Origin of the sequence: Mesorhizobium sp. M0816, assembly GCF_040320005.1 — a bacterium.
Taxonomy (GTDB): Bacteria; Pseudomonadota; Alphaproteobacteria; order Rhizobiales; family Rhizobiaceae; genus Mesorhizobium.
Window position 1 is genome coordinate 74,549 of sequence record NZ_JAMYOT010000004.1, and the last position, 26,011, is coordinate 100,559.

Sequence of the window (26,011 nt, forward strand, 5' to 3'; positions counted from 1 at the left end):
ACTGCGCGATGCTGGTTCCGTCAGGCCGGCCGATCAGCCCACTCGGCTTGCCTTGATCAAGCCCGCCACCATAGCCTCTACGTCGGCGCGTGCGGAGTCCAGCGCCTGCTGGCTGCGGGCGCGCACCACCAGTTCCGTCCAGAACTTGCCGTCGCCATATTTCGGGTAGGAGCCGATGATCGTGTCCGGATGCGCCTTCTGGATGTCACCCAGCGGCCCGCCGATCAGGCCTTCGCCGAACGGGCATTCCACGGTTGCTGACAGCATTTTGGTGCCGGCTCGCAATGTCGGCACGACATTGTCGAGCATGGCCTGGAAAATCGCCGGCACGCCGGCCATGACATGGACGTTGCCAATGCGAAAGCCCGGCGCAACCGACACTGGGTTGTCGATATGGTCTGCCCCGCGCGGCATCCGCGCCATGCGCTTGCGCGCTTCGGTGTATTCGATGCCGCGGGCGGCGTAGCTTGCCTCCAGCAGGGCGTAGGCCCTGGCGTCGTATTCGCATGGCACGCCAAAGGCCTTGGCAACCGAATCGGCGGTGATGTCGTCATGCGTCGGGCCGATGCCGCCGGTGGTGAAGACATAAGTATAGCGGGTGCGCAGCGCATTCACCGCAGCGACGATCTCGTCTTCTTCGTCCGCAACGATGCGCACTTCCTTCAGGTCGATGCCGATCGCCGTCATGATGTCGGCGAGGTGGCCGATGTTCTTGTCCTTGGTGCGGCCGGACAGAATCTCGTCGCCGATGACGAGCATGGCGGCGGTGACGATTTCGGTCATGACTGGCTCCGGCAAACGGGTCGCCTGAGATAGCGCGGCAAACGGCCGGCGGCAATGCCGCCAAATGACGGATCTACCTGTGCCACCTCCCTTGCAGTGCACCCGTCGGCGGGTGATGCTGCGTGCCGGTTTGGAGCCCTGAGCAAGACATGCCGGCATCGATTCTGCTATGGCTACCCGGCGCGCTGTTTCTGCTGGCGCTCGTCATGGCAGCCTATCCGATGCTGGCGACGCTGCGGATCGCGGCGAAGGCCGAAAGGCTGGTGCCGGCCAGTGGCAAATTCATCGAGATCGACGGCAACCGCATCCATTATGTCGAGACGGGCGAGGGGCGGCCGATCGTCTTCCTGCACGGCCTCGGCGCGCAGCTTCATCAATTCGGCCACACGCTGTTCGGACGATTCGGCCCGAACTATCGGCTGATCGCGCTCGATCGTCCGGGCTCCGGCTATTCGATGCGGGCCAGGGGCGCCAGCGGACGGCTGCCCGAGCAGGCCGAGATCGTGCGGCACTTTATCGACGCGCTTGGGCTGGAAAAGCCTTTGGTCGTCGGTCATTCGCTGGGTGGCGCCATCGCGCTGACGCTGGCTATCGAGCATCCAGAGGCGATTTCCGGCATCGCCTTGCTGGCACCGCTGACCCATCTGGAGCCGGACGCGCGCGAGAAGTTCGGTCCGCTGTACATTAAGTCGCCGCTGCGGCGCCGGATCATGGCTCATACGGTGGCGATCCCGGCGGCTCTCAAATATGCCGAAGCGACGCTTGCCTTCATTTTCTCGCCGCAGACGGCGCCGGCCGACTATATGGTCGAGGGCGGCGGCTGGTGCGGGCTGAGGCCAAGCCATTTCTATGCAACGTCGACCGATGTCATGGCCATCGAGCACGACCTTGGCCGCATCGAGCAACGCTATCGCGAGATCACCATGCCGGCCGGCATTCTGTTTGGTGCTTCCGATCTCGTGCTGGGCATCGATATTCAAGGCTGGCCGGTGATGGAAAAGATCAGGGGCTCGATTTCGAGCCTGTCGAGGGGCTTGGTCACATGCCGCAATTCGTCGAGCCGGAACGGGTCGTCGCTTTCATAGAACGCATTGCCGACCGCGCATTTGCGCCGAAGTCCGACACCGGCAGCTGACACCCTTCCGGAACGCGGTCTCGGCCGGCAGGGTGCCTACCCCAGGCATTCCCGGCCGCCGGGAATACCTCCGAACCCAATCACGATGCTGGCTATTCCTTCACGGCTCCGGTCATCGAGGAAACATAGTGCTCGACAAAGAACGAATAGAGCACCACGACCGGCAGCGAGCCGATCAGCGCTCCCGCCATCAGCGCCCCCCATTCATAGACGTCCGAGCGCACCAGCTCGGTGAGCACGCCGACCGGCACAGTCTTGTTTTCGGACGACTGGATGAAGGTCAAGGCGTAGATGAACTCGTTCCATGACAGCGTGAATGCGAAGATGCCGGCGGAGATCAGGCCCGGCACCGATAGCGGCAGCACGATCTTGGTGAGGATCTGCCAGCGACTCGCCCCGTCGATCAGCGCGCATTCCTCCAGCTCGAACGGGATCGAGCGGAAGTACCCCATCAACAGCCAGGTGCAGAACGGGATCAGGAAGGTCGGATAGGTGAGGATGAGGGCGAAGGGCGTGTCGTAAAGCCCAAGGTTGAACACCATCACCGACAGCGGAATGAACAGGATCGAGGGCGGCACGAGATAGGCGAGGAACACCGCGAGGCCGACCTGCCGCGCCCCGGAGAACCTCAAGCGTTCGATCGCATAGGCAGCGAACACCGCAGCCAGCAGCGACAGGAACGTGGCGGCGGTCGAGATGATGATCGTGTTGAGCAGCCAGCCCGGATAAGACGTCTCGAAGAGCAGGTAGCGGATATGCTCGAGCGTCGGATGCACCACCCAGAACGGATTGAAATTGGCGTAGTCGGTCATCTCGAGGTTGGGCTTAACCGCCGTGATCGTCATCCAGTAGAACGGAAACAACAGCACGATGACGAAGATCAGCAACGGCAGGTAGACCGTCACCACGCGGCGCGGCAAACTCTGCAGGTAGCCCATGCCGCCTTCGTCGAGTTCCGGGCGTTTGCTCGTTTCGATCGCGGTCATGTCAATCTCCGCCGCCCTGCTGCCATTTGCGACGCTGCAGGCCAAAATAGCTGAACAGGATCGCCGCCAGCAGGAACGGGATCATGGCAACTGCGATCGCGGCACCTTCGCCAAGCTGGCCTCCGGAAATGCCGCGCTGGAACGACAGCGTCGCCATCAGATGCGTGGCGTTCACCGGCCCGCCGCGCGTCAGCACATAGATCAGCTGGAAATCGGTGAAGGTGAACAGCACCGAAAACGTCATGGTGATGGCGATGATCGGCGTCAGCAGCGGCAGCGTCACATAGCGGAACAATTGCCAGCGGCTGGCGCCGTCGAGCGTGGCGGCCTCGTAGAGCGACTGCGGAATCGTCTGCAGGCCGGCAAGCAGCGTGATCGCCACGAAAGGAATGCCGCGCCAGACATTGGCGGCGATGACCGAAGCCCGCGCATTCTCGGGATCGCCGAGGAAGTTGATGCGATGGTCGATCAGGCCCATTTCCATAAGCGCCCAGGACAGGATCGAGAATTGCGAATCGTAGATCCACCAGAAGGCGATCGCCGACAGCACCGTCGGCACCACCCAGGGCAGCAGGACGATCGCGCGGAAGAACGACTTGAACGGCAGGTTCTGGTTGAGGATAAGCGCCAGCCACAGGCCGAGCGCAAACTTCAGGACCGAGGCGCTGATCGTGTAGAGCAAGGTGTTGAAGACGGAGAGCCAGAAGACGGCGTCATCCCACAGATATTCGTAGTTCTCGATACCGATGAAGATGCCGGGGCGGCCGATGCGGGCATCGGTGAAGCCGAGCCAGACGCCGAGCCCGAGCGGATAGGTCAGGAAGACCAGCAGCAGCGCCGCCGCCGGCAGCATGAAGCCGAAGCCAAGCGCGTTATGACTTTCGGACACGAACGTCAGAATGCGCGACAGCGCCGACCGGCGTGGCTGAGCGGCAGCGGAGGTCACGGCCATGGGTCGGCTCCTCTAAGGTCTCATTGATCGGCGGGCGGCCGCGACGCAGTCCAAAGCCAGCCGGGCAGCATGGCTGCCCGGCTGAACCCGGCTCAAACGCGATAGTAGCGGTTTGCGCGCTTCTCGGCTTCTTCCATCGCTTCTTGCGGCGTCGCCTGGCCGGTCACCGCCTTGGCGAACATGTCGACCAGCACATAGTCGGCCATGGTCGCTGCCGAGGCATAGCCAAGCGGGCCGGCATAGCCGTTGGGCCGCAGCGTCGCCGAGGCCTTGGCGTAGGCGGCATTGTTCGGATCGGCCGTCCACACCGGGTTGTTGTCAAAGGCTTTGAGCGTCTGGCAGCAATAGCCTGCCGACGACGTGATCCACTGCGACATCTGCGGATCCTCGAACATGAACTGCAGGTAGGCCTTGGCGGCGTTGGGGTAGGGCGTGTAGTCGAAGATCACGGCCGTGGTCACCTGGAACAGCTCGACGGATTTCCCGACCGGGCCGATCGGCAGGTTGGTGGTGCGGATGTCCTTGGCTATCTCAGTGAGCTTCGGATCCTTGTCCTTGTTGATCTTGGCGGTGTTGTAGGCCGAAATGCCGTTGGCGATGACGCTCAATTCGCCGGCCAGGAAGGCGCGGTTGTTGTTGACGTCGAGCCAGCTTTCGGTACCGGGAATGAAGGTCTCGTAGAGCTCCTGCGCGTATTCGATCGCCTTCAGCGTCTCGGGGCTGTTGATCGTCACCTTGCTGCTCTCGTCGACCATCTGGCCGCCATGGCTCCACAGCAGCCAGTGGGCGTAGTTGTTGCCGTCGCCGACGCCGTGGCCATGCGTGAAGCCGGCCGGGTGCCCCTTTGCCTGCAATGCCTTGCAAAGCTCGAGCAAGCCTGCCGTGTCCTTCGGAAATTCGGAGAAGCCGGCCTCCTTCACCCAGCTTTCGCGATAGACGATGGCATTGCCGATGGTCGCCAGCGGCAGGCCGAGGAATTTGCCTTGCCGTGTCGCATATTGGTGCGGTCCATCGTGCCAGCCGCCATATTTCGAGCCGAGATATTCGCCCAGTTCCGTCACGTCGTGCAGCTTGTCGGGATATTGGTGCGGGTCGTCGAACCAGACGAACATCAGGTCCGGGCCGGAGCCGACATTGGCGGCGACCGCCGCCTTGGGGCGGATGTCCTCCCAGCTTTCCTTGTCGACGCGGACCTCGACACCGGTCGCTTCGGTAAAGCGCTTGGTGTTGGCCAGCCATTGATCCTCGTCGCCCTGCACGAAGGGCGACCAGCGCAGCAGCCTGAGCTTGGCGCCGTCCTCGGGCTTGTATTTCAACCCCTCCTGGGCAAAGGCGGGAGAGCCGATGAACCGGCTTCCCAAGGCTCCCGCCGCCGCACCGGCGGTGGTGCGGATCACGTCGCGTCTGGTGAATTTCATGCTCGCTTCCTCCTGCTTATTGTCCTTGCCGTCCTACTGCCCGATGGGTGTTTCGAACCGCTGTCCGGTTTTGCCGTGAAAGAGATGGATGAGGCCAGGCTCGGCCGTAAGCCGGATGGTTTCGCCTGGCGTGAAGGAATGGCGTTCCCGGAAGTTTGCGACGATCTCCTCGCCGCCGGCGGTGCGGCCGATGAGCTGCACTTCGGACCCTGTCGGCTCGACCACCACGACGGTGACCGGGATGCCCTGATGGTCGGACAGCCGTAAATGCTCGGGCCGTATCCCCAGCACGACCGGCTCACCATTGCCGATGGAAAGTGCCGAGGCCAACGGGACCGAAATCCCTCCGGCGCCGCGAAATGACGGCGAGCCGTCGCTTACGATCTCGCCCCTGAGCATGTTCATGGCGGGCGAGCCGATGAAGCTGGCGACAAAGAGATTGTTCGGCCGGTCGTACAGCTCGAGCGGCGGCCCGATCTGCTCGACGATGCCGTCATGCATGACGACGATCTTGTCGGCCATGGTCATCGCCTCGATCTGGTCGTGGGTGACGTAGACCGTCGTCGTCTTCAGGCGCTGGTGCAGTTCCTTGATCTCGGCGCGCATCTGCACCCGGAGCTTGGCATCGAGATTGCTGAGCGGCTCGTCGAACAGGAAGACCTGCGGGTCGCGTACGATCGCCCGGCCCATGGCGACGCGCTGGCGCTGGCCGCCGGAAAGCTGGCGCGGATAGCGGTCGAGCAGCGGCACCAGTCCCAGGATTTCGGCCGCGCGCCGCACGCCGGCATCGCTCTCCGTCTTGGGAACGCCCTTGAGCATCAGCGAGAACGCCATGTTCTCGGCGACCGTCATATGCGGGTAGAGCGCATAGTTCTGGAAGACCATGGCGACGTCGCGCTCCTTTGGCGCAACGTTGTTGACGACACGTTTGCCGATCGCGATCTGGCCGCGCGAGATCTTTTCCAGGCCGGCGATCATCCTGAGAAGGGTCGACTTTCCGCAACCCGAAGGACCGACCAGCGTGACGAACTCGCCGTCGTCTATATCGACGCTGACCCCGTGCAGGACCTCGACGGTCCCAAATGATTTGTAGACATCGCCGATCGCGACAGACGCCATCGATCTCCTCCCGATTGATTCCCGCAACGACTTCGAAGGAAACCGCTTTCCTGCCTGGACCGCGACAGCGCCCAGGCTCCTCTCCGGTCACGCGCGATGTGAGACGGTAGCGCTACCAAACCGACCTGTAAAGCAGCCCGGCATCACCTGGATATCGACACACCCTAATCCGAAACCTCCGTCTGCGGCCGGTCGCGGCCATCTGCGAGCTCGTCGTGCCATTTGCCGTCGGCGTCCTCGTACTGGATGCCGTCGGTATTGCCGGCGACCTGCTGTTCGGCCGAAGCGATCTCGGCGGCGCGCAACGCGTCCTGATGGGTTGGGAACGTTTCGGAGAATGTCGAGCCGACCTTGTAGGCCCAGCCTCCGTCATGCTCGACGATCTTGTAGGTCAGTTTCGCCATGAAACCCTCCGGTTGAAAGCCCGTTGCCTCAATGCAGCCTATCGTCGGCCAGTCTGTCGTCTGGCAGCCTGTCGTCTGTGACCAGCACGTCCGATTCCCTGGCGGCTTCGATTAGTGCCCGGCGCGCATCCGCCGTCGAACGATAACCTTCCAGCACTTTTAGGCAAGTGTCGAGGGCATCACGATGACGCGGCCCGCGATTGAGTGGCCAGACCGTCATCAGGCACTCCGCCGCCTCCTGGGCGCTGCGGATCTGCCGATATTTGCCGACATGGCCGAGTTCGACCACGACCGGCTTTTCAAATGGCTTGCTGTCCATCATCGCCGCCAACGCGGAGCGGCCGATTTGGTTGCAACTGCTATTTTAGCTCAGGCGAAAATAGCTCAATAGCCGCAGTCGTTGCGCAGCCAGCGTGCATTCGCCCAGCCGGTGCGGCCGCCGAAATCGACCTTGTACCAGCTTCCGCGGCGGTCGAAGATCTCGGTTTGGTCGCCGTTGAATAATTGCCCGATCATGCGCGACGACGAGTTCGGTCGGGCTCGAACGGCGAGAAAGCCGCTTCCCGTTGCCAGATTGTAGTGCCTGGAAAGTCCGTGCACCGTACCTTCGCAATATTGCGCCTCGGCCGGCGTCGGTGCGGCGAACGACAGCCCGGCCAACACCGCGGCGGCAGCCGCAGCATAAATCCCTCTGAAAGACATGGTTTCGCTCCCCCAGCTCAGCCGCGCCACCCGCAGCCTTTGCGCATCATACAACGGCAGAGGATCAAAGCGAAGCTGTGGCGCGCCTTGGTAGTGTCTCAGTTTGAAAATTCTCACATGAAAAAGGCCGCTTCTGGAAGGCGGCCTACCGGCGACGGGAGTCGAACCGCAGTCTCTCTAAAGACATGGTTTGCCATGGCCTTACCATTCGGGCGAACGCCGGATTGCTCTATCTATCAGGCCGCACTCTTGTTGTTACTCCCCTGCACCTTCCAGAGTGACAAACACTAGCGGCACTTTCTCCGCGCTTGCTGTGGCCGGCTGCGGGACATGCGTTATCTCGGTCACCGCATACATGGCCAGACTATCGCCTGATGGCATGTGTACCCGGTCACCTACTACAGGCATTGATGCGAACGTCCACATCGTTGCTTCGTTTTCAATTCTGACAAGGCATCGGACCACCGCTCAATCACTCCATGCTTTCCGGTAAGCATATAGGAGTTCGGCGCGTGGCGCGACAATCGGCCGATGCCTAATAGCAGCCCGTCAAATTTCCAACTGAGACACTATCCGCGCCTTCCGGTGAGACGAGAACCCGCCCCTTCAGCTCGCCGCTTTCATCCAATGCTGCATCGTCGTCACCGAGCGGGCAAGCTGCGGCGCCGGGTGGATTTTTTCGCCGAAGGTGGCCGCGGCGCGCCAGCCCCAGCGCGGATCGGCGAGGAAGGCGCGCGCCAGCGCCACCATGTCGGCGCGCCCGTCGGCGACGATCGCCTCGGCCTGTTTCGGATCGTCGATCAGGCCGACGGCCCGCGTCGGGATGCCGACGGCCTTGCGCACCGCTTCGGCCAGATGAACCTGGTAGCCGGGCCCGGAGGGCAGCTTCTGCAACGGTGAATTGCCGCCGCTCGAGCAGCAGAGATAGGCGACGCCGGCTTCCTTCAGCGCTTTTGCCACTTCGATCGCATCCTCGACCTCGAAGCCGCCATCGACCCATTCCTTGATCGACAGACGCGCGCCCAGCATCAGCCTGGGCACCGCCTTCTTCACCGCCTTGGCGATCTCGACGGCGAAACGCATGCGGTTTTCCAGCGAGCCGCCCCACCGGTCGGTGCGCCGGTTGGAGAGCGGCGACAGGAACTGGAAGATCAGATAGCCATGCGCGGCATGCAGCTCGATGAAGTCGAAGCCGGCGCGCTCGGCCCGCCGTGCCGCTTCTGCGAAGCGTTCGATGATTTGCAGGATCTCGTCGTCCTCCAGCGCCCGCGGCACCTGCCAGCCGGTGTCGTAGGCGATGGCCGACGCCGACACGATCGGCCACGGATCTTGATCGGCATGCAGCGGGCCGCCGCCCTCCCAAGGTTTGCGGTTCGAGGCCTTGCGGCCGGCATGGGCAAGCTGCGTGCCGAATTTCGTGCCCGGTGCGGCGACACGCTTGGCTGCATCCAGCGTGCGTCGCGCGGCCGCCTCGTTGTCCTCGGAATAGAGGCCGAGACAGCCATGCGAGATGCGGCCGCGCCGTTCGACATCGGTCATCTCGACGGTGACCATGCCGGCGCCGGACATCGCCAGGTTCATCCAGTGATAGAGGTGCCAATCGCTGGCCGAGCCGTCCTCGGCCGAATACTGGCACATCGGCGCGACCGCGATGCGGTTGGGGAAGGTGAGGCCTTCGAGGGTGATCGGTTGGAAAAGAGATGAGGTCATAAAAAACTCCGGAAAGGGTTGCCGCTATTTATGCAGCCGATTGTGCCAGCGCCAGACACGAGACGGTGAACCGGCGCTCTGGACCAATTGGTGACCCGATTGCGCGAACCGCCGTTCGCGGCTACGCCTTGCCGCGGCAGCAGGGAGTCCACCATGGAAGATCGCATTCGCATCCGCTCTGAGGAAGTCCTTTCCGACGAGTGGGCGGTTTTGAAAAAGACCGTCTTCGACTACCGCCGGCGCGACGGCAAATGGGAAACGCACACCCGCCAGACCTACGATCGCGGCGACGGCGCGGTGATCCTGCCTTTCGATCCGGAGCGTTCGACGGTGCTTCTGGTGCGGCAGTTCCGCTACCCGGCCTACGTCACCGGCCACAAGGAGCCGCTGATCGAGGCCTGCGCCGGCCTGCTCGACGAAGACGATCCCGAAACCTGCATCCGCAAGGAGGCCGAGGAGGAACTCGGCTACCGTCTGAAGGACGTGCAGCGGCTGTTTTCGCCCTATATGAGCCCCGGCAGCGTGACTGAGCGGCTCTGGTTCTTCGTCGCCCGCTACTCGCCCGCCGACCGCATTTCCGACGGCGGCGGCGCGCATGACGAAGGCGAAGACATCGAAGTTTTGGAAATGCCGCTCGACGAGGCACTGGCCGGCATCCACGACGGTCGGATCATCGACGCCAAGACGATTATTTTGATCCAGCACCTGAAGCTGAACCCGATCGGGAGGTGAGCCATGCCGGAAGCTGGACCCTGCGAGGAAGCGCCCGGCCGGAACCCCTTCCACCAGGCCGCCTTGCGGGGCTGGGACAAGGCGACGCTGGTTGCGGCTGGAGGCCTGGGGCTGAACAGACTTCTTTCGCCGGCGCGATCGGCGAGGCTCCACTGGGGCAGAGGTCTTATCGCCCGATCGTTACGCCCGTTAGCCTTTGTCCTTGAGGTCCGCTTCATAGTCCTGCCCGCCGTAATAGACGCCGAGGACGGCGATGGTGTCGGCTTCGGCCGTGAAGGCAATGCTGACGCGGCGGCGGTAGCCTAGAACGCGGAGGCCGGGACGAATATCGTCGCGGCGCGTTCCGCGCTCGGGAAACGGCTCGAACGCGTGGCAATAGGCCACGATGCCGCCAACGAACGATTCCGCACGGGCTGTGGAGGAATATTCCTCTATGTAGCGATACAGCGCATCCAACTGGTGCTCCGCTTGCGCGGAAAATACAACCCTGCGCGTCATTCCTTAGTGGCATCGTCGCGCCGCGCGGCGGCGCGGTCGCGGATACGCAGCATGACCTGCTCGGCAGGGATGGCGCTGGACGGATTCGCCTTGTACTCGTCGTAGCTCTGGGCGACTTCCTCGCGCAGCCAGCGTTCAACGGCGGCGTCGCGGTCGAGCAGCGCGCGCACGCCCTCGCGCAGCACTTCGCTGACGGAGGCGTACGCGCCGGATTCGACCTTGCGCGCGACGGCCTCGGCCATGTCGCGCGGGAGGGTGATACTTATCGGCTGGGTGGTCCGCATGGGCGGGCTCCTTTTCCACCATATAGCAGCCGATGTGACAAAATCATATCGAAATTGCTGGCGATGATGCGTGTGACCGATACCGCCACCCTTGCCTGAGTGCGCTTTGGAAGCTGGCAAACGAACATGCGGACACCGGATACGCATATCGCAGATCCCGCATCGGCTCGCCGGCTCCTGGTCGAGAAATGGCATGTGGCAGCCTGTATTCGGCGAGTTCATGCTCTTGCTTAGGCCGCAATGGCGGCGCCGATGTTGCTGGTGCGGACGACGGGAATCGAACCCGTACGATCAGAGATCGAGGGATTTTAAGTCCCTTGCGTCTACCAATTCCGCCACGTCCGCAGGCCAGCCCTTTTCAGCCGCCAGCCAAAGGCCGTCAAGCCCTCTTCTGCCGTCGACAAATCTGGCACTGGAAGCTAGCGAGGCCGATCACCTACAGTGATACAAACAAAATCGTTTCACCTGGAAATGTTTTTAGCGGCAGCTTCCGCGGCTACCGCGAATGCGCGTCCCCCGTTCGCAGGATGCGTTCGGGCGCTCTGCCCTGATAGACTCCAATTGGCAAGTGGATCGGCGCGCCGATACTCGACGCCGTCCTCTACAGACACTGGGAGATTGTCATGCTCAAGCTTGCCTCTGCCCTGGCACTGCTGCTTGTTGGGACGGCGCCTCTGTTTGCCGATGAGATGCCGATGAACGCCAAAGACATCAAATGGGGTCCTGCTCCTGCTGTCATTCCCGCTGGCGCGGAAATGGCTGTTGTCGCTGGAGATCCCTCAAAGGACGGCGCCTATGTGCTGCGGTTGAAGACACCCGCCGGCTACAAAATTGCCGCACATAATCATCCCACCACGGAATACGTAACGGTGCTTTCCGGCAACTTCCATATTGGAATGGGCGATAAGCTCGACGAGGCGAAAGGTGTCGAACTGACTGCTGGCGGCTTCGGCGTCGCGCCGGCCGGAATGAATCACTTCGCCTGGACGACAAGCGATACGATTATCCAGGTTCATGGCGAGGGGCCATTCAAGATCACCTACGTCAACCCGGCGGACGATCCAAGCAAAAAGTGACAGTTCGGGATCGAATTGAGTGAACCGGCCGAAGGCTCGAACGATGGAGTGCGTCAAACTCCGCGACCGTCGATTCAGAAGGATCCTCTAACGAGACGAAAGCTGATTGGCCGCAACGGAATCGTATTCCGCCTGGGCCATTTGCCATGAATGGCGCAATAACAAAAAACCCGCCTCGGGAGGACGGGTCGTTGGAGCCAATTGGCACCATACCCAAATTAGTAGCATAGCTGCCGGCACAAAGCAAGAACAAAGTTGCTGCGGCCGGCACAAAATGCCCTTAGCGATTGGCGAAGGCCATGGCGCATCGATCTCCCTCCTTGAGGGGGAGATGGCCGGCAGGCCAGAGGGGGTCGTCGCGCGTCGAGCGCCAGCCTGTTTTGTTCGCGGTAAAGGTTCGCGTCAGGACGTCCCGACCCCCTCTGTCGCCTTCGGCGACATCTCCCCCTCGAGGGGGGAGATCTGCAACTTCGCCGTCCGCGTTTTACTTCCTCGCTGGTCAAAATCCTCGCGGCTTGGCACAGTCGGGCAAAGAGGAGCCTGTTGATGCCGAAGACCGCCAATGCGACGAAACCAAAACCCTGGGCTGAGATGGCGACGCATCTGGTCGATGTCGCTATGGGTCGCAAACCCGCCGATCTCGTCATCCGCAACGGGCGCTGGGTCAACGTCCATTCGGGCGAGATCATCGCCGGCACCGACATTGCCATTGCCGGCGGCCGCTTTGCCTATTGCGGGCCGAACGCCGGCCATGCCATCGGCCAGGGCACCAAGGTGGTCGATGCCGGCGGCCGCTATCTGGTGCCGGGGCTTTGCGACGCGCATATGCATGTCGAGAGCGGCATGGTGACGGTGACGGAATTCTGCCGCGCGGTGATCCCGCATGGCACAACTTCGATGTTCATCGATCCGCATGAGATCGCCAACGTGCTCGGCCTGCCGGGCGTGCGACTGATGCATGACGAGGCCGTCGCCATGCCGGTCAACGTGCTCGTGCAGATGCCGTCCTGCGTGCCCTCCGCCCCGGGGCTGGAGCATGCCGGCGCCGAGCTGACCGTCGCCGACGTTGCCGAGGCGATGAGCTGGGAAAACATCATCGGGCTCGGCGAGGTGATGAATTTTCCGGGCGTCGCCGCCAATGATCCGGTGATGTCGGGCGAGATCGCGGCGACGGTGAGGGCCGGCAAGACCGTCGGCGGGCATTATGCCTCGCGCGATCTCGGCCTGCCGTTTCACGGCTACGTCGCCGGCGGCCCGGAGGATGACCACGAAGGCACGCGCGCCGAGGACGCCATCGCCCGCGTCCGCCAGGGCATGAAGGCGATGCTGCGGCTGGGCTCAGCCTGGTACGACGTGGCCTCGCAGATCAAGGCGGTGACCGAGAGCGGCCTCGACCCGCGCAACTTCATCTTGTGCACCGACGATAGCCATTCCGGCACGCTGGTGCACGAAGGCCATATGGACCGGGTCGTGCGCCACGCCATCAGCCAGGGCTTGAAGCCGGTGACGGCGATCCAGATGGCAACGCTCAACACCGCCCAGCATTTCCGGCTGGAGCGCGAGATCGGCTCGATCGCGCCGGGACGGCTCGCCGATCTGCTGATCATCTCCGACCTGGCCGAAATGACCATCGACGAGGTCTATGGCCGCGGCGTCAGGCTGGCCAAGGGCGGCAAGCTCGAAATCGACATTCCGGCCTACAATTATCCGAAGACGGCGAAGAACACCGTCAAGCTCGGCAGGAAGCTCAAGGCAGGCGATTTCGACATCGCGGCACCCATGGGCGCCAACGAAGTGCGGGTGCGCGTCATCGGCGTCATCGAAAACCAGGCGCCGACGCGGGCGCTGGAGGCCGATCTTGCCGTCGAGGACGGGCTGGTCGCCATGGATCGCCGCAACGATGTCTGCCAGATCGCGCTGGTCGAGCGCCACAAGGGCACCGGCGGCGTCACCAACGCCTTCGTCTCCGGCTTCGGCTATATCGGCGACTGCGCCATGGCCTCCAGCGTGGCCCACGATGCCCACCACATCATCGTCGTCGGCACCAACAAGCAGGATATGGCCCTGGCCGTGAACCGGCTGGGCGAGGTCGGCGGCGGCGTCGTGCTGTTCTCCAGGGGCAAGGAACTGGCGCTGGTCGAAATGCCGATCGCCGGGCTGATGTCGGACGAGCGGGCGGAAATCGTCGCCGCAAAGGCGGACCAACTCAGCGACGCCATGCGCCAGATGGGCTGCTCGCTCAACAACGCCTACATGCAGCACTCGCTGCTGGCGCTGGTCGTCATCCCCGAGCTCAGAATTTCCGACGTCGGCCTTATCGACGTGACGACGTTCCAGAAGGTTGATCTGTTCGTTTGAAGAATCACTGAACCCTGGAGGGACAGCGCCCTGGACAGCGCCCCCCTCTGTCCTGCCGGACATCTCCCCCTCAAGGGGGGAGATTGGCAGTTTCGTTGACAGCGCCTTGTTCGTCAAAGATGGAGATTGGCGAAAGCCGAAAGTGGCGGCCAATCTCCCCACTAGAGGGGGAGATGTCCGGCAGGACAGAGGGGGGCGCGAAGGATCGCTGCAGAGCGTTTTTGTTGACAGCTGCCAATTACCGGCGTGATTGGCAGCAGAGGTCGGCTCACCCGCCGGTGGCGATGGTCAGCACTTTGAACGGCGTGGTGATGACGATTTCGGCGACCGAACCGACGGCCTTGCCGAGGCCCTGGCCGAGATTGTCGAGCTGGGCCGGCGCGGTCTCTTCGGAGGCGAGGCCCGCCGGGGCGCGCAGGCGGTCGCCGAGCAGCTGCACCAGGAACGGGTTGTCGGCGAATTTGGCGTGGTTCAGCCGGTCGCCGCCCTTGGTCTTGGTCAGGTCGACCACCGAGACGCCATAGCTGGCGAGGTCGGCCGCGTCGCCATAGTCGCCGACGCGTGGCTTGTCGCCGGAGATCAGGGTCGACAGCCTGAGCGCCCGGTCGTCGCCCGAAAGCAGCACGGCGAACGGCTTGTCGGGCTTGCCGTAGCGGATCATCTGCTTCTTGAACACGTCGACGTCGATGTCGGGTGAGGCCAGGATGACGTAGCCGAGCTTGCCGCCGAGATCGCGGTCGCCGGTGATGGCAAGCTGGCGCAACGCTTCCATGGTCACCCAGGTCCCCATCGAATGGGCAATGATGTCGATGCTCTTGGCGCGGCTCTTGGCGAGCATGCGCAGCGTCGCTTCGAGATCGTCGCGCGCCGCATTGGCGCTTTCCTTGTCGTAGATGTAGCCGGTCGTCTTGCCGCTCGACGCCCACGAAAACAGCACCGGCGTGCCCGGATATTTCGTGTCGTGCGCGATCTGCGTCAGCCGGTAGATGCCGTCGTCGAAGCCGTTGTTGAAGCCGTGCACGAAAACCAGCGCGCGGTCGCCGCGCATCGCGATATCGGCGCCGACCGCCTTGGCGAATTGCGGCGCGCCTTCGTAGAAGGTGACGCCGGTCGCCGTGAAATCCTTCGCCGGATTGCTGTTGGCCGAGCCCTTGACCCGCTCGATGGCGCCGAGCTGGTGGATCTTCGGCACCGTCACCTCGACGCTGGCAAAGCTGGTGGTCGGCGAACGGTCGCCGTCGAACACCTGCCGGGGCGCTTTCGTTGCCTTTTGCCGGGTTGTGGCGACGAAGATCTTGTGCGTCGCCGCAATGTCCGAAGCAGGCACCGTGATCGTCGTCTTGTTGAGCAGATCGTGCGTGTTCTGGCCGGCGCAGCTTGCCAGCGCGAGCGCGAACGCAACGACGAGAAAGATCTTCGAAGGCACGGTCACGCGGGCTCCCGCAAAGGCGACGTCGAGCCGGAGACGTCTTGGCCTATTCGATAGAGGCAGAGCCCGGCACGGTCCAGTTCAAACTGTTCCGATGGTGCGGCAATGGTCAACAATCACTGCCGCGCAATGCAGCTATTGTCCGACCGAGGCGATGCGGTCGGTCACCTCGCGGTCGCTGGCAAACCCGTCATCCTCGCGCAGCTTCTGGCCGATCAACTGCACCAATTCCGGATTGTCGGCGAATTTGGTGTGGTTGAAGCGGTCGGCTCCCTTGACGCTGGAGAGATCGACGACCGACACGCCATAGCTGGCGAGGTCGGCGGCGTCCTTGTAGTCGCCAACGCGCGGCCGCGCGCCGGCTATCAGGCCGGAGAGCCGCAGCGCCCGGTCGTCGTCGGAGAGCAGCAGGATGAACGGCTTGTCCGGCTTGCCGTAGCGGCGCATCTGGCTCTTGAACACGTCGACGTCGATGTCGGGCGAGGCCAGCACGACGTCGCCGAGCTTGCCGCCGAGATCGCGGTCGCCGGTGATGGCGAGCTGGCGCAGCGCCTCCATGGTGACCCAGGTTCCCAGCGAATGGGCAACGATGTCGATGCGCCGCGCGCCGGTCTGCGCCAGCATTCTCAGCGTCACTTCCAGCTGGTCGCGGGCAACGCTGGCGCTTTCCTTGTCGTAGACATAATCGGTGGTCTTGGCGCCCGACGCCCAGGAAAACAGCACCGGCGTGCCCGGATAGCCGGAATCATGGGTGATCTGCGTGACGCGGTAGACGGCGTCGTCGAAGCCGGTGTTGTAGCCGTGGACGAAGACCATGACACGGCCGCCGCGCGCCGCGATGTCGGCACTGAGCGCGCTGGAGAATTTCGGCTGGGTGTCGTAGCCGACGACCTCGGAAGCCATGAAGTATTTGGCCGGATCGTCCGACTTGCCGCGCGAGCGCCGCTCGATCTGGCCTGTCTTGTGGATACCGGGGACGGTGACGTTGACGCGGGCATAGTTCAGCGTCGCCGAGCGCTCGCCGTCGAAGACCTTGTCGGGATCGTCGGAGCGCTTGCGCGTGGTTGCGATGAAGATCGAGTGATTGCCGGCGATTTCCGTCACCGGCACCGCCATCATGGCGCTGCCGAGCAGTTCCTCGGTTTGGCGCCCGCCGCAGCCGGCGAGCAGCGCGGCAATGAGAATGATGCAAATCGTCTTCAAGGGCACTTAAGCAATTCCACTCCGGCCTGACCAAAGGCCCATCCACCTCCGCCGCACCTCCCGGACAGGCCAAGTGCGGCGGAAGTAAGTCGCAGGCGCCGAAATGCGCTCAGCGCCTCGCGACTGCCATCGCACTGTTGCGCGAAAGCCAGAACGGCGGCAGGAACGCCGGAATGTTGGAAAACGGCAGCACTTCCGGCTTCAGCCTTATGCCGAGCACGTCGGTCATGAAGGCGCGGCGCGCCTCGATGCGGTGCCAGGCTTCGGGATAGCGCGCGGCGATCTCTTCGCGCAGCGCCTCGTCGGCCAGCGCGATGCCGTCCTCGATGTTTGTGGTGAAATAATCGGTGCCGGTCGCCGGGATGATGTCGACCTGCAAGGCCATGCCCGACTTCAATCTGATGTCGGAGCCGGAAAATACCGGCGAATGCATCCATTCGTCGATATGGATGAGATGGCCGGGGTTGAGCGCTACGCCGAAGAACCGATCGCCGATGCGGTCGTGCACCGCTTGCCACAACGCGCCGCCGGGAACGCCGATGCCGACCGTCTCGTACCAGTCGACGACGGCGCAGAAATAGGGCGCGACCAGCTTCTCGACATAGTCCTGGATGCCCCTCGGAAGCTCGGCCGCGTCCTCGACCAGAAAACCGGCGCGCGCATTGAGCGAGCCCTGGATGCCATAGGCCATGGTGATCGGGTCGCCGCGCTTGATGATGTCGAGGCGCGGGCTCGGCAGGCCATAGGGCGCTCGCTTGCCGGCCGACAGCATCGGATGACAGCATTGCGGCAGGCCGTTGATGCCCATCAGCCGCGCCGCCTGTAATTCGGTCATGCCGGGTTCGATGCCTTGCAGGACGTTGCGCAGGCCTTGCGAGGAATAGGTCGCGGCGAATTCGAACGCGGCCAGTTGGTCGGCCTCATTGATGGCGCGCAGGCCGTCGGCGGGGTTCATCAAAAGGTTCGCCGCGTTGACGACCGTGCCCCTATCGCCGGCAAGGGTACGCAGCGTGTCGGCGATGAAGGACGGCAGGTCGAGCGTCGTTTCGCCAAAACCCGCATCGCCGGGGCCGAACGGCTTCCAGCCGATGGCGCCGATGCGCTGGCCGGCTTTCAGGCCGCAATCGACGAGGATGTCGGAAAGCGCCTGCGAGCGGTCGCGCGGCTGCGCCGGCAGCGAAAACGTCTGGTAGAGCACGCGCTCGTACGGCCCATCGCAGATCTCGGCATAGCCCCAGCCCTCATTGCCGACCAGCAGTTTCGGCGGCTTGCCGGGAACGATGACCAACAGCGTCTCCTCGAAGCGCGGATCGTAGCCGCAGAGGTAGGCGACATTGGCCGCATGTTCGCGGTCGCCATAGACGACGAAGGCATCGAACCCGCCAAGTGCGACCAGCGCCGCGATACGGGCCTCATAGGTGGCGCGGGGAACCAGCGGCATCACCGTCGGCTCGCCGAACTCCGGCAGCGACACGGTTTTCCGGGCAACCGATGCGACAGGCATGAGCAAACGCCCCCAAATGCTTACGTTGATTCCGGAAATGCCCCTTCGGGGCGGCCGGACAATGGCTTCACGAGGCCGGATATGCAATAGCGGGACCGAACTCGCGTAGCCTGTGGGGTACTCCTGCCATGACCAGTTTCTCCTCTCGCGTCGCTGCCGCCGCTGCGGCGATCCGCGAGATTTTTCCGGAGACGCCGCTGCAGGAAAACGACTATCTGTCGAAGAAGACCGGCGCGCGGGTGCTGCTGAAGCGCGAGGACCTGACGCCGGTGCGCTCCTACAAGATCCGCGGCGCCTTTAACTTCTTCCGCAAGGCGCTCGCTGCCGGTAACAATGCCGAGCTGTTCGTCTGCGCTTCGGCCGGCAATCATGCGCAGGGCTTTGCCTTCGTCTGCCGCCATTTCGGCAAGAAGGGCGTCGTCTTCATGCCGGTGACCACGCCGCAGCAGAAGATCGACAAGACGCGGCTGTTCGGCGGCGCGTTCGTCGAGATCAGGCTGGTCGGCGATTTCTTCGACGACTGCTATCGCGCCGCACTCGAATTCACCGAAACTGCCGGCGCCCACATGGTGCCGCCTTTCGACCACAAGGACATTATCGAAGGGCAGGCGACCGTCGCCTACGAGATATCAGGCCAGATGCCCGGCGCGCGCATGCCCGACATTGTCATGCTGCCGGTCGGCGGCGGCGGCCTGGCCGCCGGCGTCACCCATTATTTCGCCGACCAGCAGCGTGAAACACGCTTCGTCTTTTGCGAGCCGCTCGGCGCGCCGAGCCTGAGCGAGAGCCTCGCCACCGGAAAGCGGGTCAAGCTCGCCAAGGTCGACAATTTCGTCGACGGCGCAGCAGTGGCCGAGATCGGCCGCGAGCCGCTGCGCCACCTCAGGGAGTTTGCCGCCGACACCGTGCGGCTGATCCCGGAAAACCGGCTCTGCGCGACCATGATCGAAATGCTCAATGTCGAAGGCGTCGTGCTCGAGCCGGCCGGCGCGCTGGCGATCGATGCGCTCAAAGATTTTTCCAGGAAGGAAATCAGGGGCAAGACCATCGTTGCCGTGGTGTCGGGCGGCAATTTCGATTTCGAGCGGCTGCCGGATGTGAAGGAACGGGCGCTGCGCTTCGAGGGCTTGAAGAAATACTTCATCATCCGCTTTCCGCAACGGCCCGGCGCGCTGCGCGATTTCCTCGAATTGCTGGGTCCCGACGACGACATCGCCCGCTTCGAATATCTGAAGAAATCAGCGCGCAATTTCGGTTCGGTGCTGATCGGCATCGAAACCAAGGACCGCCGCAATTTCGACCTGCTCAAGGCGAATTTCGACGCCGAGAGCGTCCATTACCAGGACATCACAGACAACGAGACGCTCGCCGGGTTCATCATATGAGCAGCAACGATCTTCCGAACGCTCCGGCGAACGTTTTTATCGCGCTGTTTTCCGGCATCAATGTCGGCGGCAACCGCATCGTCAAGATGGCGGAACTCAGGTCATTTTTCGAGCAGCTCGGCTTCTCCGATGTCGCCACCTATGTGCAGAGCGGCAACGCCGTGTTCCGGTCGCCAGATGGCGATGCGGCGACGCTGACCAAGCGGTTGGAAGCGGAATTCGAGAAGAAATGGGGGTTCCATTCACGCATCATGGTGCGCGATCTCGGCTGGCTCGAGCGGCTGGCGGCGAACAATCCCTATCCGGAAGTGGCCGGCGAGCCGACCAAGCTGCATGCCTATGCGCTGGAGCGCCGGCCGACCGCCGAGGAGGTCGCCCGGCTGGCGGAAAAATGCGCCGGGCCCGAACGCTTCGAGATCAAGGGCGACGTGCTCTACCTGCATGCGCCTGACGGGCTCGGCAAATCGGTGTTTGCCAATCTCATTCCGCGCGTTCTGAAGGTGCCGGGCACGGCGCGCAATTGGCGCACCGTGCTGATGCTGCTGGACATGGCCAAGGCCGGCGGTTGACAGGTCGTCTACGCGACCGGAGCGCGTTTCCAGTCGAATGCCAGCGCTTCACGGAAGGCGAAGCGCTTGATGTGCTCGGCGACGACCGTTTCCAGGCGCTCGAGCGAGCCGGCTTGATCGGTCGTCACTGCAATGTGCAGCGCAGCCGGGTCGGCATCGAGAACCGTGCGGCCGAGCGTCAGATCGATGGTGCCGTGGTTCGGGTCGAATTCGACGGGAAACTTGTGCGCCCAATGTTTGCACAGCTGCTGCAGATAGCGGCTGGCGTGTTCGGTGGCGACGTCGACATGGCTGGTCGGCATAAATGAATTCTCCTGGGGCACGCCCCTGTTGGCGTGATTGGGCGCCAGCCTGGGAGGCGGGCGCGACAATCGGATAGATAGGTGCCGCCTCGCGGATCGGCAAAGGCTGCCGGACGCATCCGTCCCCAGGCGGGGCCAAAACTCGCGACACATCGGCGCCAGACGCGGACCGCGCGAACGAACGTGCTCGCGATCATTAACTCGGGTCGATTGACCGCCGATCTTCTCCCGCGTCAGCCCCGGTATCGCAGGGTCTCCACAACGATGCTGAACGCAGGCGTCGGCTGGCGTCGGCTCGGGTAATAGAGGTGATATCCCGAATAGGGCGGGGTCCAGTCCGAGAGCATTTGGACGAGTTGGCCGCTGTCGAGGTAGGGCTGAACCTGGCCCTGCGGCAAGTAAGTCACGCCGAAACCATCCAGAGCGGCTTGCAACATCGGATTCCCGCTGTTGAACGTCAGTTGTCCGTCGACGCGCACCCGCAGCTCCCGGCCGTTCTTCTCAAATTCCCAGGCATAAAGTCCGCCATAGGTCGGCAGGCGAAGATTGATGCAGTCGTGGCTCGTCAGATCCTGAGGCGTTCGCGGCATTGGGCGTTCGGCGAAGTAGGACGGCGCCGCGACCGCTGCCATGCGCAAAATCGGCCCGATGGGTACGGCGATCATGTCCTTGGCCACCATCCCGCCGAGCCGCACGCCGGCGTCGTATTGCTCCGCGACGATATCGGTCAGGCCGTAGTCGATGACGATCTCCAATTTTATGTCGGGATAGCGCGGAAGCAGCTTGTGAAGCGCGGGCCAGAGCACGGCCCCAACGGCATATTCATCCGTCGTAATACGGATGTTGCCGGCCGGCTTCTCCCGCAATTCGCTGAGCGCCGCGAGTTCGAAGTCGATCTCCGCGAACCGCGGAGCCAAGGTCCGAAGGAGGCGTTCACCCGCCTCTGTCGTCGTCACGCTGCGGGTCGTCCGCGTGAGCAGCCGAACTCCCAGCCGCTCTTCGAGCGTACGCATCCCGTGGCTCAGGGCGGATGGAGAGATGGCGAGCTTGGCGGCGGCCCGAGTGAAACTTCGCTCGCTCGCGACCATGACGAAGGCGGCAAGATCGTTGAGGTTCGCTCGAGCCATTGCTGAATCTCACTCACAAGTACATGCACAAACTAGCACCTAATCGCATGATTGGGCGACCCTTATATTGCTTGCGAGCAGAACAGCCTGCCACACAACTGGCACGGCGCGACGCCCACGACGGCGATGACCCATCTTCCCGTCACCGAAGCCCTCGACGGCAAGGCGGTCGAGTGGACGGAGAAAGTGACGGATGAGGAATATCTCGCCGGCCCACCAAGGAGAGTCTCCGATGAGCGAAAAGCCCAAAGCCTTCTGCAGTCCGTTTGGGGACATCGCTTCCGCGCTCGCGGGCTACACCGATGACGTTCTGTTCGGCGATGTCTGGAAGCGGCCCGGCCTGTCGCCGCGCGACCGCAGCCTGATCTCAGTGGCGACGCTGATCGCCCTCTACCGGACAAACGAGCTGCCGTTCCACCTGAAATTTGCGTTCCAGAACGGCGTCACGCGCGACGAACTGGTCGAGACGATCACCCATCTCGCCTTCTACGCCGGCTGGCCCACCGCCAGCACGGCGGTCGGAATCGCGCGCAAGGTCTTCGAAGAAACCGACGCGGGAGAATGAGAATGCTGAACCGCACGCTCGGTGACAGCGGCCTTGTGGTCTCGGCCATCGGGCTGGGCTGCATGGGCCTGAATTATCACCGTGGCCCGGCTCCAGACCGTCAGGAGACGATCGCGCTCGTCCGGGCGGCGGTCGAGCGCGGTGTCACCTTCTTCGACACCGCCGAGGTATATGGTCCGTTCACCAATGAGGAACTCGTGGGGGAGGCGCTGGAGCCGTTCCGCAAGGACGTCGTCATCGCCACCAAGTTCGGCCACGACTTCAGTCGCTGCAGATCCAGCGGGCTCGATAGCCGCCCCGAACGCATCCGGCAAGCGGCCGAAGGGTCGCTGAAGCGGCTGCGGGTCGATGCGATCGACCTGTTCTATCAGCACCGGGTCGATCCCGACGTCCCGATCGAGGACGTCGCCGGCGCGATGAAGGACCTGATCGCGCAAGGCAAGGTCAAGCAGTTCGGTCTCAGCGAGGCAGGCGCCTCGACCATCCGCCGCGCCCATGCGGTTCAGCCGGTCGCGGCGATCCAGAGCGAATATTCCCTGTGGTGGCGTGAGCCCGAGGCGGAGGTGTTGCCCGCTTGCGAGGAACTGGGGATCGGCTTCGTCCCTTACAGCCCGCTGGGCAGGGGCTTCCTCACCGGCAAGATCGACGAAACCACCAGCTTCGGCGGTAACGACAACCGCGCCAGCTTGCCGCGCTTTACGCCCGAGGCCCGCAAGGCGAACCGCCCCGTGGTCGACCTGCTGGAAAGAATCGGCGCGCAGAAACGCGCGACGCCCGCACAGATCGCGCTCGCCTGGCTGCTGGCGCAAAAGCCCTGGATCGTCCCAATCCCAGGCACCACCAAGCTCAACCGGCTCGAGGAGAACATCGCCGCGGCAGGGATCGAGCTCTCGCCCGACGATCTACGGCACATCGAGGACGCTGCCGCGCAAATCACCGTGCAAGGCGACCGTTACCCTCAGGCGGAGGCGGAGCTCACGCGGCGTTAGCGGCGCACACGCCGAACCGACACATTTACAGGAGATATTTCCATGAACATTGCATTCGAGGGGAGGGTCGCGCTGGTGACAGGCGCGGCGTCCGGACTGGGCCTCGCCACAGCGAAAGCCTTCGCGGAATCGGGGGCGTCCGTCGCGCTCGCCGACTGGAACGAAGACGCGGTGCGTGCTGCGGTCGATGAACTGACCGCTCAAGGCCATAAGGTCCTCGCCATTCGTTGCGATGTCGCCGATGACGCACAGGTCGAAGCCATGGTCGCGCATACGGTCGCGGCCTTCGGCCGGCTCGATGCCGCCTACAACAATGCGGGCGTGCAGAATGTCCTCGCGGAAACGGCCGACGCCACCCGGGAAGATTACGACCGAGTCATGGGGATCAATCTCCGCGGCGAATGGAGCTGCATGAAATTCGAACTGCAGCAGATGCGCAACCAGGGTAGCGGCGCGATCGTCAATTGCTCTTCACTCGGGGGACTTGTGGGAGGTGCCGAGCGCGGGATCTACCATGCCGCCAAGCACGGAGTGCTTGGGTTCACCAAGAGCGCGGCTCTCGAATATGCAGCACGCGGCATCCGTATCAACGCCATATGCCCAGGGCTCATTTGGACGCCGATGGCCGACCAGATGGTGGCCGGCGGTCAGGGCGATGCGCTCAGGGCGATGGAAAAGAGCATTCCGATGGGACGGGTTGGCCGCCCCGAGGAAATTGCGAATGCAGTCCTGTGGCTCTGCAGCGACGCTGCGAGCTATGTGACCGGCCAGTCCATCTCGGTGGACGGCGGTTTTGTCATGCGCTGAAGAGGACGAGGAAAACCATGCAAGGAGCAGTTCTATACGGTCCGGGAGACGTGCGTTTCGAGGACCGTGCCGAGCCGAAAATCCTGGCCTCGACCGATGCCATCATCCGGATCGCGGCGACCTGCGTATGCGGGTCGGACCTCTGGCCCTACCGCGGCCTGCAAGCGTCCTCCGGGCCGACACCGATGGGACATGAATATTGCGGACTCGTCGAAGAGGGGAGGCCCAGACATGACGAGATGGTCTGAAGACGAATTGCGCGAGATCGCCGAAGCCGACAACTTGCACATTGCGCCGTTCAGGGAAGATGGCGTGACATATGGCACCCCAACCTGGATCTGGTCCGTGGCAGTCGACGGCGTCCTCTATGCGCGCGGCTACAATGGACAGGACTCACGATGGTACCAAGCCGCCATCCGGCAGAAGGGCGGACGGATCATCGCCGCTCGCATGACGAAGGACGTCGCCTTCGAGCCGGTCGACGGGCCGATCAACGACCGTATCGATGACGCCTATCGGGCGAAGCATCGCGGAAACCCGTACCTTAGCCCGATGATCGGTGCGCGCGCTCGGTCCGCCACCGTCAGGATTGTACCGCTGCTGCCTGAGTAGCAAGCTCACCGAAGGACCACGGCTCACCAGCCAAAGGCTTGCCGAGCGATCCTCCCCATTAGACACAACCCGCCCAGCAATGCCGGCTCAAGATGGCGTGATCGGTTACCAGCTGCCGGTGTTCGGCATCGACGCCCACGGCTCGGCCTTCGGCTTGGCCGGACCTTTCTGCAACAGCTCGATCGAGATGCCGTCCGGCGATTTGACGAACGCCATGTTGCCGTCGCGCGGCGGCCGGTTGATGGTAACGCCATTGTCCATCAGCCGCTGACAGGTGGCGTAGATGTCGTCGACCTCATAGGCGAGATGGCCGAAATTGCGGCCGCCCTTGTAGTCTTCCGGGTCCCAATTGTAGGTCAGCTCGACCAGCGGCGCTTTCTCGCTGATGCCGCTTTGCTCGTCTTCGGGGGCGGCGAGGAAGATCAGCGTGTAGCGGCCCTGCTCGTTTTCATGGCGGCGCACTTCCTTGAGGCCAAGCTTGTTGCAGTAGAAATCGAGCGAAGCATCGATGTCGGCGACGCGGACCATGGTGTGCAGATAGCGCATGATTTCCTCCTTATGTTGCGTTGCGGCGCAACATAGGGGCGGCCCGGCCAAAGGGCAATTGGCCACGTTTGCCGGCGCCGGAAAACGGCAAATCCGCTATTCCTGTATGGAACCGTGAAAAAAGGCACGTCAGGTCTTGCACACACCGGAAGCCGCGGTGTTAATCTGATACCAAGAATCAGTTGCAGTGTTTCTTGAAAAAAGGGGGCGTTCTTATGGGGGAAAAGGCCTCTTTCATGGGGCGGGACGGGGCCGGTAACGATACGTTGAAGCGGGATGAGAGCGCCGATACGGCCGATCTCGTCGAAATCGCCGGCGCCATCAAATGGTTCGACGTGGCCAAGGGCTACGGTTTCATCCTTCCCGATGATGGTACTTCGGGCGACATCCTCCTCCATGTGACATGCCTTCGAAAGGATGGTTTTCAGACCGCCCTGGAAGGCGCCCGTGTCGTCTGCCTGGTCAAGCAGGGCGAGCGCGGGCTGCAGGCCTTCCGCGTGCTCTCGATGGATGTCACCACGGCGGTGCATCCGGCGGAGCTACAGGAGCAGCGCACCCATGTCGCGGTGACGCCGGAAAGCGGCCTCGAACGGGCGCTGGTCAAATGGTTCAACCGTACCAAGGGGTTCGGCTTTCTGACCCGGGGCGAGGGCACCGAGGACATTTTCGTCCACATGGAGACGCTGCGCCGCTACGGCATCACCGAACTCCGGCCGGGCCAGGTGGTGCTGGTCCGCTTCGGACGCGGCGACAAAGGCCTTATGGCTGCCGAAATTCACCCCGATATGGGTACCTTGCCGGTCTCGCATTAGTTCC

Annotated in this window: 28 protein-coding genes, 1 tRNA gene and 2 pseudogenes; 13 read left to right on the forward strand and 18 right to left on the reverse strand. The window is 63.2% G+C overall.

Annotation, left to right across the window (positions count from 1 at the left end; genetic code table 11):
• Positions 1-33: 33 nt before the first annotated feature.
• The gene (locus NKI17_RS07075) at positions 34-783 is read right to left on the reverse strand and encodes a competence/damage-inducible protein A (protein ID WP_352905555.1); all 750 of its coding nucleotides are present in this window, start codon (positions 781-783) and stop codon (positions 34-36) included.
• A 149-nt stretch (positions 784-932) separates the two neighbouring features.
• On the opposite strand from NKI17_RS07075, the gene NKI17_RS07080 reads away from it, so the two are divergent.
• A complete protein-coding gene (locus NKI17_RS07080; protein ID WP_352905556.1) occupies positions 933-1,868 on the forward strand; it encodes an alpha/beta hydrolase in 936 nt (311 codons plus the stop codon).
• A gap of 142 nt (positions 1,869-2,010) precedes the next feature.
• On the opposite strand, the gene NKI17_RS07085 is transcribed toward NKI17_RS07080, so the two are convergent.
• The 8 genes from NKI17_RS07085 to NKI17_RS07120 form a co-directional block, all read right to left on the reverse strand.
• Positions 2,011-2,904 (reverse strand): carbohydrate ABC transporter permease, encoded by an 894-nt coding sequence (locus tag NKI17_RS07085; protein ID WP_023674766.1) that lies wholly within the window; start codon positions 2,902-2,904, stop codon positions 2,011-2,013.
• A 1-nt stretch (position 2,905) separates the two neighbouring features.
• The gene (locus NKI17_RS07090) at positions 2,906-3,757 is read right to left on the reverse strand and encodes a carbohydrate ABC transporter permease (protein WP_502894452.1); all 852 of its coding nucleotides are present in this window, start codon (positions 3,755-3,757) and stop codon (positions 2,906-2,908) included.
• Between the two features lie 191 nt (positions 3,758-3,948).
• Positions 3,949-5,274 (reverse strand): ABC transporter substrate-binding protein, encoded by a 1,326-nt coding sequence (locus NKI17_RS07095; RefSeq protein ID WP_352905557.1) that lies wholly within the window; start codon positions 5,272-5,274, stop codon positions 3,949-3,951.
• A 33-nt stretch (positions 5,275-5,307) separates the two neighbouring features.
• Positions 5,308-6,393 (reverse strand): ABC transporter ATP-binding protein, encoded by a 1,086-nt coding sequence (locus tag NKI17_RS07100; RefSeq protein ID WP_023674769.1) that lies wholly within the window; start codon positions 6,391-6,393, stop codon positions 5,308-5,310.
• Positions 6,394-6,557: 164 nt separating this feature from the next.
• A complete protein-coding gene (locus NKI17_RS07105) occupies positions 6,558-6,797 on the reverse strand; it encodes a DUF2188 domain-containing protein (protein WP_023674770.1) in 240 nt (79 codons plus the stop codon).
• Positions 6,798-6,825: 28 nt separating this feature from the next.
• Positions 6,826-7,119, reverse strand: a complete 294-nt coding sequence (locus tag NKI17_RS07110) for a DUF982 domain-containing protein (protein ID WP_031211240.1) — start codon at positions 7,117-7,119, stop codon at positions 6,826-6,828.
• Between the two features lie 62 nt (positions 7,120-7,181).
• The gene (locus NKI17_RS07115; RefSeq protein ID WP_352570878.1) at positions 7,182-7,499 is read right to left on the reverse strand and encodes an SH3 domain-containing protein; all 318 of its coding nucleotides are present in this window, start codon (positions 7,497-7,499) and stop codon (positions 7,182-7,184) included.
• Between the two features lie 606 nt (positions 7,500-8,105).
• Positions 8,106-9,209, reverse strand: a complete 1,104-nt coding sequence (locus NKI17_RS07120) for an NADH:flavin oxidoreductase/NADH oxidase (RefSeq protein WP_352637019.1) — start codon at positions 9,207-9,209, stop codon at positions 8,106-8,108.
• Between the two features lie 153 nt (positions 9,210-9,362).
• On the opposite strand from NKI17_RS07120, the gene NKI17_RS07125 reads away from it, so the two are divergent.
• The gene (locus NKI17_RS07125) at positions 9,363-9,941 is read left to right on the forward strand and encodes an NUDIX domain-containing protein (RefSeq protein ID WP_254817694.1); all 579 of its coding nucleotides are present in this window, start codon (positions 9,363-9,365) and stop codon (positions 9,939-9,941) included.
• Positions 9,942-10,130: 189 nt separating this feature from the next.
• Here the strand turns inward: NKI17_RS07125 and NKI17_RS07130 are convergent, their stop codons facing one another.
• The 3 genes from NKI17_RS07130 to NKI17_RS07140 all read right to left on the reverse strand — a co-directional run bounded on the left by NKI17_RS07130 (position 10,131) and on the right by NKI17_RS07140 (position 11,068).
• On the reverse strand, positions 10,131-10,439 hold the full coding sequence (locus NKI17_RS07130) for a type II toxin-antitoxin system RelE/ParE family toxin (RefSeq protein ID WP_352458602.1): 309 nt from the start codon (positions 10,437-10,439) through the stop codon (positions 10,131-10,133).
• Positions 10,436-10,723, reverse strand: a complete 288-nt coding sequence (locus NKI17_RS07135; protein ID WP_023674775.1) for a ribbon-helix-helix domain-containing protein — start codon at positions 10,721-10,723, stop codon at positions 10,436-10,438. The genes NKI17_RS07130 and NKI17_RS07135 overlap by 4 nt, the downstream gene beginning before the upstream one ends.
• A gap of 259 nt (positions 10,724-10,982) precedes the next feature.
• A tRNA-Leu gene (locus NKI17_RS07140) sits at positions 10,983-11,068 on the reverse strand.
• Between the two features lie 278 nt (positions 11,069-11,346).
• On the opposite strand from NKI17_RS07140, the gene NKI17_RS07145 reads away from it, so the two are divergent.
• Positions 11,347-11,799: a cupin domain-containing protein gene (locus NKI17_RS07145; RefSeq protein WP_352570883.1), complete on the forward strand. Its 453-nt coding sequence runs from the start codon at positions 11,347-11,349 to the stop codon at positions 11,797-11,799.
• Positions 11,800-12,345: 546 nt separating this feature from the next.
• Positions 12,346-14,157, forward strand: a complete 1,812-nt coding sequence (gene ade / locus NKI17_RS07150) for an adenine deaminase (RefSeq protein ID WP_352905558.1) — start codon at positions 12,346-12,348, stop codon at positions 14,155-14,157.
• Positions 14,158-14,425: 268 nt separating this feature from the next.
• Here ade and NKI17_RS07155 read toward each other — a convergent pair whose 3' ends face one another.
• The 3 genes from NKI17_RS07155 to NKI17_RS07165 all read right to left on the reverse strand — a co-directional run bounded on the left by NKI17_RS07155 (position 14,426) and on the right by NKI17_RS07165 (position 18,293).
• A complete protein-coding gene (locus NKI17_RS07155; protein WP_352458454.1) occupies positions 14,426-15,589 on the reverse strand; it encodes an alpha/beta hydrolase in 1,164 nt (387 codons plus the stop codon).
• Between the two features lie 132 nt (positions 15,590-15,721).
• The gene (locus NKI17_RS07160; protein ID WP_352458455.1) at positions 15,722-16,795 is read right to left on the reverse strand and encodes an alpha/beta hydrolase; all 1,074 of its coding nucleotides are present in this window, start codon (positions 16,793-16,795) and stop codon (positions 15,722-15,724) included.
• A 103-nt stretch (positions 16,796-16,898) separates the two neighbouring features.
• On the reverse strand, positions 16,899-18,293 hold the full coding sequence (locus NKI17_RS07165) for a hypothetical protein (protein WP_352905559.1): 1,395 nt from the start codon (positions 18,291-18,293) through the stop codon (positions 16,899-16,901).
• A gap of 128 nt (positions 18,294-18,421) precedes the next feature.
• Between NKI17_RS07165 and ilvA the strand changes: the two genes are divergently transcribed.
• Positions 18,422-19,678: a threonine ammonia-lyase IlvA gene (ilvA, locus tag NKI17_RS07170; RefSeq protein ID WP_023674785.1), complete on the forward strand. Its 1,257-nt coding sequence runs from the start codon at positions 18,422-18,424 to the stop codon at positions 19,676-19,678.
• The gene (locus NKI17_RS07175; RefSeq protein ID WP_352905560.1) at positions 19,675-20,247 is read left to right on the forward strand and encodes a DUF1697 domain-containing protein; all 573 of its coding nucleotides are present in this window, start codon (positions 19,675-19,677) and stop codon (positions 20,245-20,247) included. The genes ilvA and NKI17_RS07175 overlap by 4 nt, the downstream gene beginning before the upstream one ends.
• An 8-nt stretch (positions 20,248-20,255) precedes the next feature.
• Here NKI17_RS07175 and NKI17_RS07180 read toward each other — a convergent pair whose 3' ends face one another.
• A complete protein-coding gene (locus NKI17_RS07180; protein ID WP_352905561.1) occupies positions 20,256-20,549 on the reverse strand; it encodes a DUF2218 domain-containing protein in 294 nt (97 codons plus the stop codon).
• A gap of 233 nt (positions 20,550-20,782) precedes the next feature.
• Entirely contained in the window at positions 20,783-21,676 is an 894-nt protein-coding gene (locus NKI17_RS07185) for a LysR family transcriptional regulator (protein WP_352570888.1), read from the reverse strand.
• 96 nt (positions 21,677-21,772) lie between these two features.
• Here NKI17_RS07185 and NKI17_RS07190 point away from each other — a divergent pair.
• From NKI17_RS07190 to NKI17_RS07215, 6 genes and pseudogenes are all read left to right on the forward strand, one after another.
• Positions 21,773-21,880, forward strand: a pseudogene (locus NKI17_RS07190) ((R)-mandelonitrile lyase); the annotation flags it as partial.
• A 28-nt stretch (positions 21,881-21,908) separates the two neighbouring features.
• Complete coding sequence (locus tag NKI17_RS07195; RefSeq protein ID WP_023674789.1) at positions 21,909-22,241, forward strand: carboxymuconolactone decarboxylase family protein; 333 nt, start codon at positions 21,909-21,911, stop codon at positions 22,239-22,241.
• A gap of 2 nt (positions 22,242-22,243) precedes the next feature.
• Positions 22,244-23,230 (forward strand): aldo/keto reductase, encoded by a 987-nt coding sequence (locus tag NKI17_RS07200; protein WP_352570889.1) that lies wholly within the window; start codon positions 22,244-22,246, stop codon positions 23,228-23,230.
• Between the two features lie 42 nt (positions 23,231-23,272).
• Positions 23,273-24,037 (forward strand): SDR family NAD(P)-dependent oxidoreductase, encoded by a 765-nt coding sequence (locus tag NKI17_RS07205; RefSeq protein ID WP_352570890.1) that lies wholly within the window; start codon positions 23,273-23,275, stop codon positions 24,035-24,037.
• A 17-nt stretch (positions 24,038-24,054) separates the two neighbouring features.
• Positions 24,055-24,255, forward strand: a pseudogene (locus tag NKI17_RS07210) (alcohol dehydrogenase catalytic domain-containing protein); the annotation flags it as partial.
• Between the two features lie 13 nt (positions 24,256-24,268).
• Positions 24,269-24,649 (forward strand): DUF2255 family protein, encoded by a 381-nt coding sequence (locus NKI17_RS07215; protein WP_023674792.1) that lies wholly within the window; start codon positions 24,269-24,271, stop codon positions 24,647-24,649.
• 105 nt (positions 24,650-24,754) lie between these two features.
• Here NKI17_RS07215 and gloA read toward each other — a convergent pair whose 3' ends face one another.
• On the reverse strand, positions 24,755-25,195 hold the full coding sequence (gene gloA, locus NKI17_RS07220) for a lactoylglutathione lyase (RefSeq protein WP_023674793.1): 441 nt from the start codon (positions 25,193-25,195) through the stop codon (positions 24,755-24,757).
• 215 nt (positions 25,196-25,410) lie between these two features.
• Here gloA and NKI17_RS07225 point away from each other — a divergent pair, with 215 nt between their 5' ends.
• Positions 25,411-26,007, forward strand: a complete 597-nt coding sequence (locus NKI17_RS07225; protein ID WP_036238076.1) for a cold-shock protein — start codon at positions 25,411-25,413, stop codon at positions 26,005-26,007.
• The last annotated feature ends 4 nt before the right edge of the window (positions 26,008-26,011 follow it).

What these genes read in the sequence shown, in the direction of transcription:
- gloA (WP_023674793.1), bottom strand. Translation starts at nt 25,195, where the DNA reads ATGCGCTATCTGCACACCATGGTCCGCGTCGCCGACATCGATGCTTCG.
- NKI17_RS07165 (WP_352905559.1), bottom strand. Translation starts at nt 18,293, where the DNA reads ATGCCTGTCGCATCGGTTGCCCGGAAAACCGTGTCGCTGCCGGAGTTC.
- NKI17_RS07200 (WP_352570889.1), top strand. Translation starts at nt 22,244, where the DNA reads ATGCTGAACCGCACGCTCGGTGACAGCGGCCTTGTGGTCTCGGCCATC.
- NKI17_RS07110 (WP_031211240.1), bottom strand. Translation starts at nt 7,119, where the DNA reads ATGATGGACAGCAAGCCATTTGAAAAGCCGGTCGTGGTCGAACTCGGC.
- NKI17_RS07125 (WP_254817694.1), top strand. Translation starts at nt 9,363, where the DNA reads ATGGAAGATCGCATTCGCATCCGCTCTGAGGAAGTCCTTTCCGACGAG.
- NKI17_RS07195 (WP_023674789.1), top strand. Translation starts at nt 21,909, where the DNA reads ATGAGCGAAAAGCCCAAAGCCTTCTGCAGTCCGTTTGGGGACATCGCT.
- NKI17_RS07080 (WP_352905556.1), top strand. Translation starts at nt 933, where the DNA reads ATGCCGGCATCGATTCTGCTATGGCTACCCGGCGCGCTGTTTCTGCTG.
- NKI17_RS07085 (WP_023674766.1), bottom strand. Translation starts at nt 2,904, where the DNA reads ATGACCGCGATCGAAACGAGCAAACGCCCGGAACTCGACGAAGGCGGC.
- NKI17_RS07090 (WP_502894452.1), bottom strand. Translation starts at nt 3,757, where the DNA reads ATGCTGCCGGCGGCGGCGCTGCTGCTGGTCTTCCTGACCTATCCGCTC.
- NKI17_RS07075 (WP_352905555.1), bottom strand. Translation starts at nt 783, where the DNA reads ATGACCGAAATCGTCACCGCCGCCATGCTCGTCATCGGCGACGAGATT.
- NKI17_RS07175 (WP_352905560.1), top strand. Translation starts at nt 19,675, where the DNA reads ATGAGCAGCAACGATCTTCCGAACGCTCCGGCGAACGTTTTTATCGCG.
- NKI17_RS07225 (WP_036238076.1), top strand. Translation starts at nt 25,411, where the DNA reads ATGGGGGAAAAGGCCTCTTTCATGGGGCGGGACGGGGCCGGTAACGAT.
- ilvA (WP_023674785.1), top strand. Translation starts at nt 18,422, where the DNA reads ATGACCAGTTTCTCCTCTCGCGTCGCTGCCGCCGCTGCGGCGATCCGC.
- ade (WP_352905558.1), top strand. Translation starts at nt 12,346, where the DNA reads ATGCCGAAGACCGCCAATGCGACGAAACCAAAACCCTGGGCTGAGATG.
- NKI17_RS07205 (WP_352570890.1), top strand. Translation starts at nt 23,273, where the DNA reads ATGAACATTGCATTCGAGGGGAGGGTCGCGCTGGTGACAGGCGCGGCG.
- NKI17_RS07100 (WP_023674769.1), bottom strand. Translation starts at nt 6,393, where the DNA reads ATGGCGTCTGTCGCGATCGGCGATGTCTACAAATCATTTGGGACCGTC.
- NKI17_RS07185 (WP_352570888.1), bottom strand. Translation starts at nt 21,676, where the DNA reads ATGGCTCGAGCGAACCTCAACGATCTTGCCGCCTTCGTCATGGTCGCG.
- NKI17_RS07135 (WP_023674775.1), bottom strand. Translation starts at nt 10,723, where the DNA reads ATGCGGACCACCCAGCCGATAAGTATCACCCTCCCGCGCGACATGGCC.
- NKI17_RS07115 (WP_352570878.1), bottom strand. Translation starts at nt 7,499, where the DNA reads ATGTCTTTCAGAGGGATTTATGCTGCGGCTGCCGCCGCGGTGTTGGCC.
- NKI17_RS07105 (WP_023674770.1), bottom strand. Translation starts at nt 6,797, where the DNA reads ATGGCGAAACTGACCTACAAGATCGTCGAGCATGACGGAGGCTGGGCC.
- NKI17_RS07130 (WP_352458602.1), bottom strand. Translation starts at nt 10,439, where the DNA reads ATGACGCGCAGGGTTGTATTTTCCGCGCAAGCGGAGCACCAGTTGGAT.
- NKI17_RS07145 (WP_352570883.1), top strand. Translation starts at nt 11,347, where the DNA reads ATGCTCAAGCTTGCCTCTGCCCTGGCACTGCTGCTTGTTGGGACGGCG.
- NKI17_RS07120 (WP_352637019.1), bottom strand. Translation starts at nt 9,209, where the DNA reads ATGACCTCATCTCTTTTCCAACCGATCACCCTCGAAGGCCTCACCTTC.
- NKI17_RS07215 (WP_023674792.1), top strand. Translation starts at nt 24,269, where the DNA reads ATGACGAGATGGTCTGAAGACGAATTGCGCGAGATCGCCGAAGCCGAC.
- NKI17_RS07095 (WP_352905557.1), bottom strand. Translation starts at nt 5,274, where the DNA reads ATGAAATTCACCAGACGCGACGTGATCCGCACCACCGCCGGTGCGGCG.
- NKI17_RS07180 (WP_352905561.1), bottom strand. Translation starts at nt 20,549, where the DNA reads ATGCCGACCAGCCATGTCGACGTCGCCACCGAACACGCCAGCCGCTAT.